Consider the following 16,447-nt stretch of genomic DNA (forward strand, 5'->3'; position numbering starts at 1 on the left):
GATGAAGTAAGCGAATCAATACGATCGAATAACTGCTTTATTTATCTCAGGCCATAAAACCTGAAGCCTGTAATGTGTGATCTTTTCCGTGCACCGCGTCATGCACCGTACTAAAGCCATTGCATATTATTTAGCGTCATATTCTTTACGTCTTTGCTTCAGGTAGGCAGATAGCCAGGAGAGGAAATCGACTAAGGTAGGAGGATAATCAGCGCAGTCACCATGCCGTTTTTCAGTGATGATATTTATTGCCGTTACGGCGAGATCATTTGTTGGGAATTCTTTTAAAAACTTATCAAACTCACTGACCAGTGCATCATCAATACCGCCATAATATTCACTATCACACTGAGGAAGAAGTACGTTTTAAACGGCTGTTTTTGCGTTTTATGGCGAAAGAGTTGTTGGCCGAGAATGGCGCCAGGCCAGCCACCGACAACACCCAATATCAGCAAGGTGGACTCAGGGACTCTGCGCCAGGCTTTGCGGGCCGCCATTTTGTCCATGCCATAAACCATCAGCGTCAGCGCGCTGGCGAGCAGGGCCCACGTTATAAAGGGATGTAGAGAGAACGCACTGCCCGCAGCAGCCAGAATCAGAATAAAATAACAAAAGCGATTGAGGGTCATACCATTAGCCACTGCGGCACTCAGCCAGAAAAGAGGTGCACTATACCCGATTCAGGTCTTCGGGTCGTGGACGGCTGAGTGCCTGATACAACGAACACAGCATGATGGGAAAAGCCCATACAGCCTCTTTTCTTCCTCAGCTCACCGTGCCGACAATACGTAAATCCACTTCATCAGGCACTTCGTTATAGGAAAGCACATGCAGCCCGGCAGCAAACAGGCGGCTGTAGCGGGCGATGAGTGGGCGCAGCTGTGGCGTCACCAACAGCACTGACGTCAGATTCTGTGCTTTCAACTGCTCCAGCACCACTGGCAGTGTCGATTGCAGCTGGGTGAGAATATTGGGGTCCACCGGGAAGCTGTCCAGACTCACTTTTCCGGCCTGTTGTGCCTGGTTCAGTGAACCCAGCAGCAGGTTTTCCAGCTGGTTATCCAGCGTATAGGCGGAGAGCGGTTTACTGTCTGGCGCGATAGCCGCCACCATTGCCCGGCGCAGCGCAAAGCGCACGTCGGAGGCCAGCAGAATGGCATCCTTGGTGACCGCAGCACTCTCAACCAGCGTTGTGGCAATAGTGGCGATGTCCTTCAGCGACACCTGATCCTGTAGTAACAGTCGATACACCTTCAACTGCTGACTGAAATTCAACGCATTGTTCAGATCGTCTGCCAGTTTAGGGGCCACGCCAGCCAGGCGCAGGTTCAGCTGAGTGATATCGTCATAGTTAAACAGTTCGGGTAAACGTTCACGTGTCACCCGGTTAATATGCGTGGCGATGACACTGGCACAGTCAACCACTTGATAGCCCAGGTTCAGTGCCTGGGGTTTCATATCCGGGGTGATCCAGGTAACAGCCATTCCGTAAGCCGGATCGGTATCCAGAACCCCATCTATTTCACCGTACTGTTCAGCGCCGGGGATGGCCATCAGACGATCGGGATGTACTTCACCGACCGCCGTGCGTACGCCATTCACCTTAATGGCATACTGCGCAGGCTTCAGGCGAAAATCTTCGCGGATAGAGATTTCCGGCAGGAGTACCCCGCTGGTTTCAGAGACAACCTGACGTACCCCACGTACGCGCTGGGTCAGTAAATTGCCTTTCGCTTTATCGACCAGCGTGACCAGTTTATAACCGAGGTTTAGCCCCAGAGGTTCAATCATGGGAATGCTTTGCCAGCAGATGTTAATACTGTCGCTGTCTTCCAGTGCGTTGCTCAATGCCGCCATATCTTGCTCATTTTTGGCGGGTTTCTCGACCTGTCGGCTTTGACGCCAGGCCGTAAACAGCAGCAACGCGGTGAAGGCCAGGAAGACCAGATGCGGCATCCCTGGAACCACGGCCAGAATAAACATGACAAAGGCAGCGGTATAAAGGGTACCGGGTTTCGCCAGCAGCTGACGCTGAATGTCATCGGAAATACCCGCACTGTCATCGTCGCTGACGCGGGTGACGATAATGGCGGCTGCCGTGGCCAGCAGCAGGGAAGGGATCTGTGCCACCAGACCATCACCGATGGTGAGGAGGACGTACTGATCGAAGGCCTGCCCTGCATCCAGATTATATTTGAAGATACCGATCAGAATACCGCCGACCACGTTGATCAGCAGGATCATGATCCCGGCAATCGCATCGCCGCGTACAAACTTGGAAGCACCATCCATGGCGCCATAGAAATCGGCCTCACTGGCAACGTCTTTGCGGCGTGCGCGCGCCTGTTCCTGAGTAATCAACCCGGCATTCATATCCGCATCGATCGCCATCTGTTTGCCGGGCAGGGCGTCCAGGGTGAAGCGTGCCGAGACTTCGGAAATACGTTCGGCTCCCTTGGTGACCACCACGAAGTTGATGATCATCAGGATCACAAACACCACGAAGCCGACGACAAAGTTGCCGCCGATGACCACGTTACCGAAGGATTCAATCACCTTACCGGCGGCACCCACGCCCTCATGGCCGTTCAGTAACACCACGCGCGTCGAGGCGACGTTCAGTGTCAGGCGCATCAGTGTGGTCACCAGTAAAATCGTCGGGAAAACTGCGAAGTCCAGCGGCCGTGTACTGTTGACGCTGGCCAGCAATACCGTGATGGATAGCACGATATTGAAGGTGAACAACACATCCAGCACGATCGGCGGCAACGGTAAAATAACCATTGCCAGCACACTGAGCAGCAGCAACGGCACACTGATTTGACTGTTGCGCAGCAGGGCTTTTAGCGAGTTTACATTAAACGTTGCCATGATTTTTTAACTCATTTTCAGGAAGAGGAATATGCAGATCGAGATGCGGTTTTTCACCTTGCCCGGTACGCCAGGATTTTAGCTGCATAACGTATGTCAGCACCTGAGCGATAGCCCGGTAAAGTGACGTGGGGATCTGCTGGTTAACACGTGTACTGTAATAAACAGAGCGAGCGAGAGGAGGAAACTCCACGATTTCAATCTGGTGTTTGCTGGCTACGCTGCGGATATGCAATGCGACGTCATCCAGTCCTTTCGCCACAATATACGGGGCGGCAGCCTTATCGGGCGCGTATTTCAGGGCAACGGCATAGTGCGTTGGGTTAACGATCACCACATCCGCTTGTGGCACTTGCCGATTAATTTGTCCCATGGCCATTTGGTGTTGCAGCTGGCGAATACGTCCTTTTATCTGAGGGTTACCGTCCTGGTTTTTATGCTCATCACGCACTTCTTTTTTAGTCATGCGCATTTTTTTAGTGAAGAAAAATTGACTCAGTGGCACATCAATAAAGGCAAAAATGGCAATAGTGATAATAAAGACCTTCATGACCCCGGCGTAGTGAGCTAATCCGGTGTAGATAGCCTCATGCAAAAAGTGTGTCTGTAATGTCATGATCACGGGCAGTTCGTGCTGAATGCTGGACCACAGCAGCGCCAGTAACACGGCACATTTAAGGATCATCTTTAGCACATCGATGAGGTGCTGTTTGCTGACCAGCCGCTTCAGGCCAGAGATCGGATTGAGTTTTTTAAAGTCCGGTTTAATGCGGTTGGGGACAAAAACCCAGCCGCCTGGAACCAGCGTAGCAAGGCAGGCCGCCAGAGAGATCGGCACCAGTGTTGCAAGAACCTTTAAAATAATCAGCACCTGAGTCAGCATGAACTGGTGCAGGGCACCGTCATCATGAATGCGTGGGCCCATCTGGCTTACCGCCGTGAATGACGCCTGAACCTGGTCACGATAAAACGGAAAGAAGGCGCTGACCGTGAACAAGCTAGCCACAAGCCCTGCGGCCATCGTCACGTCTTTTGAGCGTGGAATATCCCCTTTTTTGCGTGATTTATTCAGCTTCGTGGAGGACGGTTTTTCAGTTTTATCACCGCTATTGGCAGACATCAGTGGTTCCTTAGCTGGTCAAACTGGGCTAAAACCTGATTAGTGAGTGCCAGATAATGCTGCGGAATACTGTTACTGAGTAGCACCAGGCAGAACAAACCAAACAGCATGCTGATAGGAAAACCGAGCGCAAACAGGTTCAGCGTGGGTGAGATGCGGTTTAACAGACCGAAAACCCCCTGCACCAGCAGCATGATAAACACCGTCGGTAACGCCAACAGCAGCGCACTGGCCAGCAGCCAGCCAGCACCGGTGGTGAAGGTACGCAGGGTTAACGCGTTAATCGCCTGGCCAATCGGCCAGTAGGCGAATCCCTTATACAGGATGGTGATCAGCAGCAGGTGGCCGTCCATAATGAAAAACAGCAGGACGGCAAACACGAAAACAATTTGTGAGATCACCATGGTTGAGCTGCCGTTACCCGGATCGTTCATCACTGCCATGCCCAGTCCCATATTCATCGACAGTATCGCCCCTGCGGCTTGCAGCGCGGCAAATACCCAGTTCAGCATCTGGCCGAAGAGTAATCCCCAGAGGAGCTGCTCGCCGGTCAACAACAGGGTCTGCACCGTCATCAGCTCACTCAACACCACGTTATTGTCCAGCATCGGGGTCATCACGATGCTTAACAGCAGCGCCAGCCCGGCCTTGGCTTTGCGTGGAAACGCCCGATGTTCAAAAATGGGGCAGAAATGGAAAAAGGCGGCAATACGCACAAACGGCAGCCACAGCGCCAGCAGCGGGTCAATCAGTTGGTGAATCGGGATGCCCATGATCAGCCTACCAGGGTCGAGGCCTGTTCAAAAATCAACAGGGTATAATCGATCAGCTGCGTCAGCATCCATTTACCGGCGAACACCAGCACCAGCATGGTCATCACCAGGCGAGGAAGAAAGCTCAACGTCTGCTCATTAATCTGCGTGGTGGCCTGAAATATGCTCACTATCAGGCCGGTCATCAGGCTGGGCAGGATCGCCACCACCGAAATCATCAACACCAGTTTCAGCCCCTGGGCAATGATGTCACCGGCGACATCAATCGTCATCATGGTGACAGCCCTTGTACGCTTTGCGTCAATGTACCGACGACCAGCGACCAGCCGTCGCAGAGAACGAAAAGGATCAGTTTGAACGGCAGTGAAACGATCAGCGGTGACAGCATCATCATCCCCATTGCCATCAAAATACTGGCGACAATCAGGTCAATCACCAGGAAAGGGATGTAGATCATAAAGCCGATCTTAAACGCGGTTTTCAATTCACTCAGGACAAATGCCGGTGCCACAATCGTCAGATCTTGCGTTTCAGGTTCACCGCTGGCATTTGCAATCGTCATGATTTGTGCCAGCGATGTTGAGCTGGTCTGCGATAGCATAAATTTTTTCAGCGGTACTTCACCTGTAGCCAGCGCCTGCTTCAGCGTGATCTGATCGGCCTGATAAGGCAGCACCGCATCCTGGTAAATCTGAGTCCATACCGGGCGCATCACCAGAATGGTCAGCACCAGAGCAATCCCGGTCAGGATTTTGTTAGGCGGACTCTGCTGTAACCCGATCGCCTGTCGAAGCAGTGCCAGCACGATGATAAAACGGGTAAAACAGGTCATCATCAGCAGCATGATGGGCAGCAGACCGAGCAGCGTCATCAGGATCAGGATTTCAACTTTTACGCTGTAATCCTGGCTGCCATCGGGCAGGGTGGTGGCGCTGAACAGCGCCAGCCCGTTGTTTTCGGCTATTGCCAGCAGCGGGGTCAGCAGCAGACCGCATGTCAGCATGACCCGCCCAGACCGGCTCCAGAATAGGCGGTTCATCGTGCCAGTTCGCTCAGTTCTTTATTGTTGAATTCGATAATTCGCAGTCCGTATTTATCGTTAATCACGACCACTTCGGCCTTGCCTAGCAGAATACCGTTAACTTTTACATCCAACGGGTCACCTGCCATTTTGTCCAGTTCCAGCACCGAATCGTTGTTAACGTTGATCAACTCAGCCAGTGAGATCTCTACGGAAGCAACTTCCAGCGTCAGCGTGACCGGGATGCGGCTGAACAGGGACAAATGGCGCTGTTTTTCGCGCATTATCGCGTCCTGGCCTGTATTTTCACCCGCCTGAGTGCCTTCCGATGCGACATCATCCAGAGAAAAATCAAAATCGAGCTTACTCTCCGTCTGTCCATTTACTTCAGTCATAAGATTTCTCGTTGTTTAACTCGTTAAATTCTGAAAAAAATAATTTTCCGTGATCTTCTGCAATGACCGCGTTGAACAGCAACTGCTTACCAATAAACAGCGGAGTACGATCGCCAAGTGTCATCGGCAGGATGTCACCGCTTTTAAGCTGGAGTAGTTCAGCCACCGTGAGGGGAATACTGACCAGTTTTCCAGTTAAGCGAACGGGTAGCGTCATAAAGGAGGTTTGTAAATTCGCTGCCGGCGTCTCAGGGTGGGTCAGTGGGCAGCGCGCTGCTTGTTGACGCAAATTCACCAGTAAACTATCGACATGCGCATTATCCAGTAGCAGAGAAAACTCACCCTCATAGCCTTCCAGAGTAAAATTGATGCGGTAGGACCATTGTGTAATCAGTGATGCCGGATCAGTTTTAATGTTCAATGCATTGCCAAATAAACCCTCGCCGGTAATCAATGTGACCAGTTCCTGAGCGAGTTTGTTTTTTAGCCTCTCCTCTGTTTTTGTTACGGGGGAATCCTGTAAGGCAATACTATCCTGACGCTCTTTGTTGAGTCCGTAATAATCATGAAGAATACTGAGTAACAGCTTTCTCTCGATGTCAAACGCAAGGTTCCCAATATCGCTGGAAAGAACCTTTGTCTGTTTTTGCCAGGCGTCCATTTCAAAACTCATGGTTTTTAGTGTGACGTTAACACGGTATTTTTTAAGGAAATAGGTGTTAATTTTCGCATCTAAACTGTCATGCATATCGTTAAATATTTTTGGTATTTTATGATATGGCCGGCCAAGCTTATTGACTTCTAATTTCATCAGTTCTGGATGATTGCCAGCGTGATGAATTTTTACCTGGCTACAGGTCTGTCTCATTGGTTTTATTCCGATGGATTATGATCTCACTTCCATGGCTAATTTTTCCAGGGGGGAGATTTTTCTGTCAGGGGTAAGTGCATTTAACTTTTGGTTTTTCCAGTCGCCTTTACCCTATATCAGGATGTTTTATCACTGCTTGATTTTTCAGGTGGAGATTAGAGCAATAACAAATTCATATGGCAATGAAAAAATCATTATTAATACTTCAATTATCTTTTTTGTTTTTACTTATTATTTACTTTTTATGAGCTGGGTTAATTGTTAGTTATTGAATTTAAAGGATAATATTTTTTTAATGTCAATTAATGTGACCTTGATTGGCATTATACGTATACTCGCTGAAAAATTTGGTTGTGGTGAGGGTTTTCTGTGTGATTTTTTCTAACTCTCAGGTTCTGTATATTCCACTCCGTTTTTTTTCAATTGTAATTACAAGAGGCCAATTAGCCTTTTCACTGTGGTGAATAGGTGATTCTTGTTGTGGGGAATTCAGCGGGAGGTTGTGAAATGGAAGGTTTAGGATTTGTTGCTCATGCGGAATCAAGTGTTAAACTGCTTTCTCTTGCCCGACGCGTTGCAAAGCATAATGTTCCTGTTCTTATTACCGGTGAAACGGGTACGGGAAAGGAGTGTGTGGCGAAATATATTCATCATCATGCTTTCGACAGGCCCGCTCCCTATGTTGGTGTGAACTGTGCAGCGATACCGGAAAGTATGTTAGAAGCAATACTGTTCGGTTATGAGAAGGGTGCGTTTACCGGCGCGGTGACCAGTCAGCCAGGGAAGTTTGAGCAGGCAAACGGCGGGACATTACTGTTGGATGAAATTGGTGATATGCCAATGGCGCTGCAGGTGAAACTGTTACGTGTATTACAGGAACAGGAAGTTGAGCGACTGGGGAGTCATCAGAGTATTCAGCTGGATATCCGCTTGATTGCGTCTACCAATAAAAATCTTGAGGTTGAAATTGCTGAAGGGCGTTTCAGACAAGACCTTTATTATCGACTTTCCGTGGTGCCCGTGCATATTCTCCCTCTAAGAAATCGTCAGCAGGATATTATTCCTCTGACCGAACTCTTTATAAAAAAATATCAGGGATACTCGGTGTCCCGCCCGACATTAACTGCCGAAGCGCGCAGCTGGCTGCAACACTATGCCTGGCCCGGCAATGTGCGTGAACTGGAAAATGCGATACAGCGCGGACTGATTATGTGCAGCGACGGTGTACTCAATGCTGAGTGTTTTGGCCTCGGAATGCCGACATCGGATTCCCAAATCCCCTCCCTTCACGATGTGTTACCGCCAGAGCTGGCGGGTGACCGCCCCATTAAGCAACATGGGCGTCTGGCGGAATATCAATACATCTTCGATTTGCTGAGATGTCACAAGGGCAACAAGTCGAAGACGGCGGCTTTTCTCGGCATCACGCCACGCGCGCTGCGTTATCGATTGGCTTCTATGCGTCAGCAGGGATTTGACCCCAGTGTTATGCCTTAATTCTTTAACCAGGAAGACTATTAAATGATCGAAAAAATAACCGCCAATGCGTTTTCTGCCGGACATGCGCAGATGGTCGCGGAAATGGAACAGATGCGCGCACAGGCGACGGGCAGCAAGGTAACCTCTGCAATGGAACTGTCGCAAACGGCTTCGTTATCCATTCCTTCCTTTAATTCTGTGCTTGAACAGACCATCAGGCATGTCGACAACCTGCAGCATGTGGCAACAGAAAAACAGCGCGCGGTAGACATGGGAACCAGTGATGACCTGATGGGCGCGATGCTGGAGAGCCAGAAGGCCAGCGTCGCGTTTTACGCCATGATGCAGGTGCGTAATAAGCTCAACACTGCCTTCGATGAAGTCATCAATATCTCAATTTAGGGTGCAGCGTGGGCGAGAAAATGAAATCGCTGCTGGCAGGTTTGCCGGTAGAAAAAATCAAAAAAGTGTGGCGACCCGTCGTGGGGGCATTGGCGGCAACGGCGATCATTGTTGCCCTGCTGTGGCAGAACAATAGCCATTACACCCTGCTTTTCGGTGCTCAACAGAACATTCCCATCGAGCAGGTGGTTGAGGTTCTGGGCGGCGAGCAGATCCCCTATCGTGTTGAGCCGCAGAGCGGCAGCCTGATGGTGCGTGAAAGCGATCTGCCGAAGGCCCGCATGGCGCTGGCAGCGAAAGGTATTCGTGCTCAGACACCTGCCGGCTACGAGCTGATGGATAAAGAAGAGATGCTGGGTAGTAGCCAGTTTATCCAGAATGTCCGTTTAAAACGCAGCCTTGAAGGTGAGCTGGCCCAGAGCATTATGGCGCTGGATGCCGTGGAGTTTGCTCGTGTACATCTGGGCATCAGCGAAACCAGCTCTTTTGTCCTGAGTAATAAGCCGGACAGCAGTGCCTCAGTCGTTCTGCGGCTACGCTACGGCAGGGATCTGACTGATGACCAGGTGGCCGCCATTGTGAACCTGGTCGCTGGCAGCATGCCGGGAATGAAAACTCAGCAGGTACGGCTTGTTGATCAGCACGGCACGCTGCTGTCCCTGGGGCTGGATGAGCAGAATCACCGGCAGGAGGGTAAATCAGGAAGCGAAGCGATTCAGCGTTTGCGCCGCGACACCGAACGAAATCTGGCGAATGTGTTGTTACCGGTGATCGGCAGTGAAAACTTCCGTATCAGCGTCGTACCACGCCTTAACTTCAGCCAGATTGAAGAAACACAGGAACGGTTCATCGGTGATCCTCGTACGGCCAGTGAAAGCCTGATGCGGGAAAATACCTCCGAGCAACTGGCACTCGGTATTCCAGGTTCCCTGAGCAACCGCCCGGCGAATCAGCCAGTGAATACGCCTGGGAATAATAATGCCTCTCCGCAGGCCATGCGAAACCAGTCACAGCGCCAGTATAACTATGATCGCGATGTCCGCCATATTCGTTATCCGGGCTTCCAACTGGAGAAACTGTCAGTGGCGGTGGTACTTAATCAGAACGCTCCAACCGTCAAAGCGTGGACGAAAGAACACCAGCAGCAGGTTGAAAATATGCTGATCCAGGCGGCAGGTATTGATGCCGGACGCGGTGATGCCCTGACCCTGAGCCTGCTCAGCTTCAATGATATTCAGCCCTATGTTGAGACAGAGGTTCCCTGGTGGGAGCGTCAGACGGTGATCGACTGGATTAAACGCGGTGGGATCGCGCTATTGATTGCGGTGATTACCTTGTTTGGATTGTTGCCGATGATGCGCCGCGTGGGACGTCGGGCAGAAACCTCTGCGGCTAAAGACATCTCCGCTCTCGGCCTGTCCGAGAGTGGAAGTGATGAGGGTGATGAGGTCGATGGGCACGCATCATCTCTGCCTGTCGGTTCGTTCCAGGGCGATGAACACCTTCCTACTCAAAGTTCCGGTCTGGAAACCAAGATCGCCTACTTACAAACTCTGGCCCAAAACGAAACCGATCGCGTGGCTGAAGTGATTAAACAGTGGATTAGCAGCAATGAGCGAAGCAGCAGCAGCAGTAGAAAATAATAGCAGCAAAAGCAGCAACACTGACAGTCAGCCTCCCCGACTTGAGCAGGCAGCCATTGTATTACTGAGCATTGGGGAAGAGGCTGCCGCGACAGTAATGAGTAAATTCTCCCGCGAGGAGGTGCTGCGATTGAGCGAAACCATGGCGCGCCTGCACGGCATCAAGCTGTCTCAGGCGCGGGATGCAATGAACAGCTTCTTCCTGGACTATCGCGAGTTGAGTGGTATCAACGGCGCGTCACGCAGCTATCTGCGCAACATACTTGAACGGGCACTGGGCGGCGAGATTGCACGCAGCGTGATTAACGGCATCTACGGCGACGAGATCCGTTATCGCATGGCCCGTCTGCAGTGGGTGGATACTCCGCAGCTGGCCGCATTGATCGACCAGGAGCATTTGCAATTGCAGGCGGTATTTCTCGCCTTTTTACCGCCCGATGTGGCCGCCACCGTGCTCACTCATCTGGATGCGACGCGGCAGGATGAAATTCTCTATCGTATCGCCAGGCTGGATGACATCAATCGCGATGTGGTGGATGAACTGGACCGTCTGATTGAGCGTGGTGTGGCCGTTCTGTCCGAGCATGGTTCCAAAGTGCAGGGGATTAAACAGGCAGCGAATATCGTTAATCGCATTCCCGGTAGTCAGCAGATGCTGCTGGACCAGTTACATGCGCGTGACGAAAACGTGGTGGACGAGCTGAAAACAGAAATGTACGAATTCTATATTCTTAGCCGCCAGAATGAAGCCACGATACAGCGTCTGTTGGAAGAGATCCCGATGGAACAGTGGGCTATTGCACTGAAGGGAACCGAAGCCGTGCTGAGTCAGGCGATCTACTCAGTCATGCCAAAACGTCAGGTCCAGTTGCTGCAAAGTACGATCTCACGCCTGGGATCGCTGCCTGTCAGCCGTATCGAACAGGTACGCAAAGAGATTATGACTCGCGTACGTGAACTGGCTGAAGACGATGAGATCCAGGTGCAGCTGTTCAGCGAACAGACCGTGGAGTAGGTGAATGAGCGGAAAAAACGATAACTCAAACAATAACAGCGTACGTCGTCACCCGTTTCCGCCACTGCGCAAGGCGTGGTCACAGGGTAAAAATCAGGCGCAGCCAGAGGATACGGGCGTGTATCAGCAACAGCTGATGGCGGGTTTCCAGCAGGGCGTCAGTGATGGCTTTGAACAGGGGATGGCGCAGGGGAAAGAACAAGGCTATCAGGATGGGCTGGCCAGAGGGAGCGAAGAGGGGATGCGCCTGGGGCGGGAAGACGGTAAACGCATTGCCCATACCGAATTCATGCTGGCGGCGCGGCCGCTGGAGAATCTGGTTGCACAGATGCAGAGTGCACTGGATGAACACGAAGAGCGTCGGCGTAATGAACTGCTACAGCTGGTGGAGAAAGTCACGCGTCAGGTGATCCGCTGTGAGCTGGCGCTTCAGCCAGGACAGCTGCTGGCACTTGTCGAAGAAGCATTGGGCAGTCTGCCGGAAGCACCGAAGCGGCTGCGTGTGTTGCTCAACCCGGAAGAGTTTGCCCGCATTAGCGAGAGTGAAGCCAGCAAAGTCAAAGAGTGGGGGCTCACGGCTGATCCGGATATGGCGGCAGGAGAGTGCAAAATTATCACCGAGTCGGCGGAAATGGATGTCGGCTGCGCCCATCGGCTTGAGCAGTGTATGGACGTTCTGTCTCAGAGTCTGTCTCAGTCGCAGGATGAGTCAGACCAGCCATGAGTATTCCATCGTCTTTTGATAAGGCCCTGAAATCGATCGAAAACATCAGCCTTGCCCGCGTCGCCGGAAGGCTGGTTCGTGCTAACGGTCTGCTGCTGGAGTCTCTGGGATGCCAGCTGGCGATAGGGCAGCGCTGCCAAATAGAGAGCCGCGCCGGCGAACTGATTGACGCTCAGGCGGTTGGCTTCGATCGGGATGTGACTTATCTGATGCCGTTCAAACAACCACAGGGTCTGATGGCTGGCGCCCGCGTATTCCCGGCGGAGAAACAAAGCGAAATACTGATTGGCGACGGCTGGCTGGGCCGGGTGATTAACGGTGTGGGTGAACCGATTGACGGGCGCGGAAAACTCGAGGGAGACACGGTATTACAGCAGCAGATCCCACAGATCCATCCGCTGACCCGTAAGCCTGTGGACAGTCCGCTGGACGTTGGCGTGAAGGCCATCAACGGTTTGCTGACCATCGGTAAAGGGCAGCGTGTCGGGTTGATGGCCGGATCGGGCGTGGGGAAGAGCGTACTGCTGGGTATGATCACCCGCTGTACCCGTGCTGATGTGGTGGTGGTCGGGCTGATCGGAGAACGCGGCCGCGAAGTGAAAGAGTTTATTGAACAGGCGTTGCAGGCCGCAGGAATGGCAAAATCGGTGGTGGTGGCAGCGCCAGCGGATGAATCACCGCTGATGAGAATCAAAGCCACTGAACTTTGTCATGCCATCGCGACTCACTACCGCGATCGTGGCAAAGACGTTCTGTTGTTAGTGGATTCACTAACACGTTATGCGATGGCGCAGCGTGAAATTGCGCTGTCACTGGGGGAGCCTCCGGCGACCAAAGGCTATCCTCCCTCGGCGTTTGGCATTATTCCCAGGCTGGTGGAAACAGCAGGAAACGCTGAAGGGGAGGGAACGATGACCGCTATCTATACCGTGCTGGCTGAAGGTGATGACCAGCAGGATCCCATTGTTGACTGTGCCAGGGCGGTGCTGGACGGACACATTGTTTTGTCCCGCCATCTGGCTGAAGCCGGCCACTACCCGGCGATTGATATCGGGCAGAGTATCAGCCGCTGTATGAATCAAGTGACAGAGAAATCGCACCAGCAGGCGGCCCGTGGGCTTAAACAGCTGTATGCCGACTATGTGGCCATTAAGCCTCTGCTTCCCCTCGGGGGCTACGTTGCAGGCGTGGATGCCGGGGCGGATCGCGCGGTTCGTCTCTTCCCTGCGGTAGAAAATTTTTTACGTCAGCAGGTGGACGAATGTCGCTCTCTGGAAAGCAGTTTTAGTGACCTCGAGACGCTGGCAAAGGCCTGACGTCGAAAATATAAAAAAAATCATAAGGATATGATCTCATGAGCCGCGAGCCGGAAAGCCTTCGTATATTGGAAATGCTGTATCAGATGCGTCAACGCGATGTGGAAAAAACCACTGGCAAGCTTATGCAGCAAAAGCAGGTCTGCCAGCGTTATAGCAACAACATTGAAGCCTTGAGTGCACTCAGCGACAGCAGCAGTGGGATGGCTGCCGGTGCTGCTCAGATGAATAACCAGGCGCGATTCAAAGCCACCATTCAGCGTGTCATCGGCTGGCAGGAGCAGGAGAAAGCGCTGGCCGTTATTGAGCATATGGCGATCCAGCGTGAGCTGATAGAGCAGGCCCGGCGTGAGATGGCGATCAACACCGTGATGGAACAGCAAAGAGTCGCGCTCAGGCAGGTGTTAGAGCGCGACCAGCAAAAAATAACCGATGCTCAGGCGATACAGAGTTGGATGCGCAAGCAGGGAATCACCAGGTAGCGACAACAAGATGAAAAATAAGCGTAATGTGACTCAATTGCCTTCAGAGAAGAGGTCTCCTCTTCCTTTTGTCAGCGTAGTGACACCCACATGGAACCGCAGGACTTTTTTGCCCTATCTACTGTATATGTTCCAGTACCAGGACTATCCCGCCGATCGGCGGGAGTTGGTGATTCTGGATGACTCGGCCTGTAGCAATGCTGACCTGATTGAGAGCATGAAAAAGTATGCTGCCTGTCCGCACCTGATCCGCTACTACTCTTTGCCAGAGCGCCTGACGATTGGGGCGAAGCGTAACCGTCTCAACGCGTTAGCAAAGGGAGAGTACATTATCTGTATGGATGATGATGACTATTATCCGGCAGATAAAATCAGCTATACCATTGCGGAAATGCAGCATCATAAGGCGCAATTTGCGGGCTGCGACAGGATCCCCATCTGGTACAGCCATATTGACCGCATCTATCTGAGCCATGCATGGGGACCCCAACATGCACTGAATGGCACATTTGCCTTTCACCGCTCATATCTTAAACATCATCGCTATGATGATGATGCCACGCTGGCAGAAGAGAGCCATTTTCTGAATGGCTTCACGACGCCTGTCCTGCAACTGGCACCCGAGCGCAGCATTCTCTGCATCTCACATAACGCCAATACCTTCGATAAAGATTTTGTTATGGGCAGCGCAGAGCGCGACACAAAGCATCTGGGTGATTATGTCACTGATGCGCATCTGCGTAAGTTCTATCAGCGATTACAGCACGCGCCGGTCAATACACACATTGACTGGACCTTTTTCGACCGTGTGATGGTTAACGCCTGTTCCAGGGATGAAACACAGCTGGCGGGTTATATCCGCAGTCTGTATGCGCAGGGTGTCCAGCGGACACAGCTGGAGATTATCTGTCCGCAGCCGGGAGAACCACTGGCATCCAGCCATTTACAGGCGGTTGAAAAAGCGCAGGCGGCGGGCTGGCGGAACTATCTGATACTTGACGATCGTACCTGCTTTGTACGGCAGGAAAAGACGGTACAAAACCTCAACCAGCTGCTGTCTGCCTGTCGTGAAATCCAATGGGATGTGCTGTTGCTGGGATGCGAGCTGAAAAACGGGCAGCCGCTGAAATCCTTGCCCGCGGCACTCAGGGCGACCCGGGTCACCCGGCCAGTGGCTTATGCCGTGCATCAGGATCGCTATGCCGATTTTATTTCCATGCTGAAAACGGCACAGCGTGAGCAGCGTGCGGCACCTGATGATCTGTACGGCCAGCAAAATTTGCCGTGGCACGAACTGTGTCTGAGCGGGCGCTGGTTTGCCCTTTACCCCAGTTACATCTATCAGGACAGCGATGAGGCGGGTGACCCGCTGGCCCATCATTTCTTCCGTAAGTTAGCCACCTTAAACAAACATTAACCCCGCCCCGGAGCGATTGTGAATACGATTGAAAGTTACACTCCTGAATTCGTTCTGCGACTGGAGCAGAACGCCGACCCTTGTCACTGCCCATGTTGCCAGCGTCAGCCGTCGACGGTGATACTTCGCTGGCAGGATCAAATCCGCCACAGCGCCTTACTGGATTGTGACCGTGCGGCACGTGAAATCCTGTGCCGTGAAGATGCGTTTATCCTGCACAGTGGCCGCTCAGAAAAACCGAACGCCAGACCCCTCGATCCGCGCCTGCAGGCGCTAAATCAGGCGGCGATTAACCTGGCTATCTCCGGCGATGCGTCTCCTGAGCAGGTACTCTACACGCTGGGTGTTCTGATCAGTAAAAGCAGCCAACTGTCCGAACCTCAGCAAATTGAAGCCCTCGGTGATGAACTGATCGGGCTGATGCAGCAGGGGATGATGGCGCAGGCTTTTGAGCAACTTCCGGTGATTGATACGTCAAAGCTTGCCGCGCTAAAGGCATTGAGCCGCTGCGAGCTGGATGCCAGCCTGGATCCACTGACCGGCATGACGCTGATACTGAAGCTGAACGACATTAACGTGATGACTTCCGACTATTTGCAGGACACTCTGCAAGAACTGGAGCAGGCGTCGCAGCTGGCGGAATTCATGCAGTTACACCGCAGTGTATTCCTCAATGCGTTGCTGTATGCGTTTTACCATGATGTTTTTCCTGGTGAGAATGAGAGTGCTTGGGAGCAGCAGTTCTACCGTCTGTGTCAGCACTTTTTCAGTGTGAAAATGCTGTGCGCCATTTTTATCCACAGTGAAATGATGCTGGATGATGAGACGATTGCTGCGCTGTTTGCCGCATGGCAACGTGTCCCTGAGGGTGCCGCTAGCGATAATCCGCTGTTGGCCGGGATCAGCCTGCTGAGATAA

At 52.2% G+C, this 16,447-nt stretch carries 17 protein-coding genes; 9 read left to right on the plus strand and 8 right to left on the minus strand.

Translation table 11 applies throughout. The annotated features are described in order from the left end of the window. Positions 1 to 284 precede the first annotated feature (284 nt). The 8 genes from WH279_RS09730 to WH279_RS09765 form a co-directional block, all read right to left on the minus strand. On the minus strand, positions 285 to 629 hold the full coding sequence (locus tag WH279_RS09730) for a DUF1294 domain-containing protein (protein WP_339456135.1): 345 nt from the start codon (positions 627 to 629) through the stop codon (positions 285 to 287). Between the two features lie 136 nt (positions 630 to 765). After that, positions 766 to 2,871: a flagellar biosynthesis protein FlhA gene (locus WH279_RS09735; RefSeq protein ID WP_339456137.1), complete on the minus strand. Its 2,106-nt coding sequence runs from the start codon at positions 2,869 to 2,871 to the stop codon at positions 766 to 768. Next, the gene (gene flhB / locus WH279_RS09740; RefSeq protein ID WP_339456139.1) at positions 2,858 to 3,991 is read right to left on the minus strand and encodes a flagellar biosynthesis protein FlhB; all 1,134 of its coding nucleotides are present in this window, start codon (positions 3,989 to 3,991) and stop codon (positions 2,858 to 2,860) included. Before flhB ends, WH279_RS09735 begins: the two co-directional genes overlap by 14 nt. Continuing rightward, a complete protein-coding gene (fliR, locus tag WH279_RS09745) occupies positions 3,991 to 4,764 on the minus strand; it encodes a flagellar biosynthetic protein FliR (RefSeq protein WP_200641443.1) in 774 nt (257 codons plus the stop codon). Before fliR ends, flhB begins: the two co-directional genes overlap by 1 nt. A gap of 2 nt (positions 4,765 to 4,766) precedes the next feature. Next, positions 4,767 to 5,039, minus strand: coding sequence for a flagellar biosynthesis protein FliQ (gene fliQ / locus WH279_RS09750; RefSeq protein ID WP_200641444.1), 273 nt, complete (start codon positions 5,037 to 5,039; stop codon positions 4,767 to 4,769). Further along, positions 5,036 to 5,803 (minus strand): flagellar type III secretion system pore protein FliP, encoded by a 768-nt coding sequence (gene fliP, locus WH279_RS09755; RefSeq protein WP_339456144.1) that lies wholly within the window; start codon positions 5,801 to 5,803, stop codon positions 5,036 to 5,038. Before fliP ends, fliQ begins: the two co-directional genes overlap by 4 nt. Beyond that, the gene (fliN, locus tag WH279_RS09760) at positions 5,800 to 6,180 is read right to left on the minus strand and encodes a flagellar motor switch protein FliN (protein WP_339456146.1); all 381 of its coding nucleotides are present in this window, start codon (positions 6,178 to 6,180) and stop codon (positions 5,800 to 5,802) included. Before fliN ends, fliP begins: the two co-directional genes overlap by 4 nt. Further along, positions 6,173 to 7,048, minus strand: a complete 876-nt coding sequence (locus WH279_RS09765) for a FliM/FliN family flagellar motor switch protein (protein ID WP_339456148.1) — start codon at positions 7,046 to 7,048, stop codon at positions 6,173 to 6,175. The genes fliN and WH279_RS09765 overlap by 8 nt, the downstream gene beginning before the upstream one ends. A 510-nt stretch (positions 7,049 to 7,558) precedes the next feature. Here WH279_RS09765 and WH279_RS09770 point away from each other — a divergent pair. The 9 genes from WH279_RS09770 to WH279_RS09810 are packed head-to-tail and all read left to right on the plus strand — an operon-like array spanning position 7,559 to position 16,447. Beyond that, complete coding sequence (locus WH279_RS09770; RefSeq protein WP_339456274.1) at positions 7,559 to 8,548, plus strand: sigma-54 interaction domain-containing protein; 990 nt, start codon at positions 7,559 to 7,561, stop codon at positions 8,546 to 8,548. A gap of 24 nt (positions 8,549 to 8,572) precedes the next feature. Next, positions 8,573 to 8,932: a flagellar hook-basal body complex protein FliE gene (locus WH279_RS09775; protein WP_339456150.1), complete on the plus strand. Its 360-nt coding sequence runs from the start codon at positions 8,573 to 8,575 to the stop codon at positions 8,930 to 8,932. Positions 8,933 to 8,952: 20 nt separating this feature from the next. Further along, positions 8,953 to 10,575, plus strand: a complete 1,623-nt coding sequence (fliF, locus tag WH279_RS09780; RefSeq protein WP_445235241.1) for a flagellar basal-body MS-ring/collar protein FliF — start codon at positions 8,953 to 8,955, stop codon at positions 10,573 to 10,575. Continuing rightward, entirely contained in the window at positions 10,544 to 11,590 is a 1,047-nt protein-coding gene (locus tag WH279_RS09785; protein ID WP_339456154.1) for a flagellar motor switch protein FliG, read from the plus strand. Before fliF ends, WH279_RS09785 begins: the two co-directional genes overlap by 32 nt. Before the next feature lie 4 nt (positions 11,591 to 11,594). After that, positions 11,595 to 12,314, plus strand: coding sequence for a flagellar assembly protein FliH (gene fliH, locus WH279_RS09790; protein ID WP_339456156.1), 720 nt, complete (start codon positions 11,595 to 11,597; stop codon positions 12,312 to 12,314). Further along, the gene (gene fliI / locus WH279_RS09795) at positions 12,311 to 13,630 is read left to right on the plus strand and encodes a flagellar protein export ATPase FliI (RefSeq protein WP_339456158.1); all 1,320 of its coding nucleotides are present in this window, start codon (positions 12,311 to 12,313) and stop codon (positions 13,628 to 13,630) included. The genes fliH and fliI overlap by 4 nt, the downstream gene beginning before the upstream one ends. A 38-nt stretch (positions 13,631 to 13,668) precedes the next feature. Further along, positions 13,669 to 14,112, plus strand: a complete 444-nt coding sequence (locus WH279_RS09800; protein WP_339456160.1) for a flagellar export protein FliJ — start codon at positions 13,669 to 13,671, stop codon at positions 14,110 to 14,112. A 10-nt stretch (positions 14,113 to 14,122) separates the two neighbouring features. Continuing rightward, complete coding sequence (locus tag WH279_RS09805; protein WP_339456162.1) at positions 14,123 to 15,529, plus strand: glycosyltransferase family 2 protein; 1,407 nt, start codon at positions 14,123 to 14,125, stop codon at positions 15,527 to 15,529. 18 nt (positions 15,530 to 15,547) lie between these two features. Then, on the plus strand, positions 15,548 to 16,447 hold the full coding sequence (locus WH279_RS09810) for a hypothetical protein (RefSeq protein WP_339456164.1): 900 nt from the start codon (positions 15,548 to 15,550) through the stop codon (positions 16,445 to 16,447).

Source organism: Erwinia sp. MYb375 (assembly GCF_037479175.1).
In the GTDB taxonomy this organism is placed as follows: Bacteria; Pseudomonadota; Gammaproteobacteria; order Enterobacterales; family Enterobacteriaceae; genus Erwinia; species Erwinia rhapontici.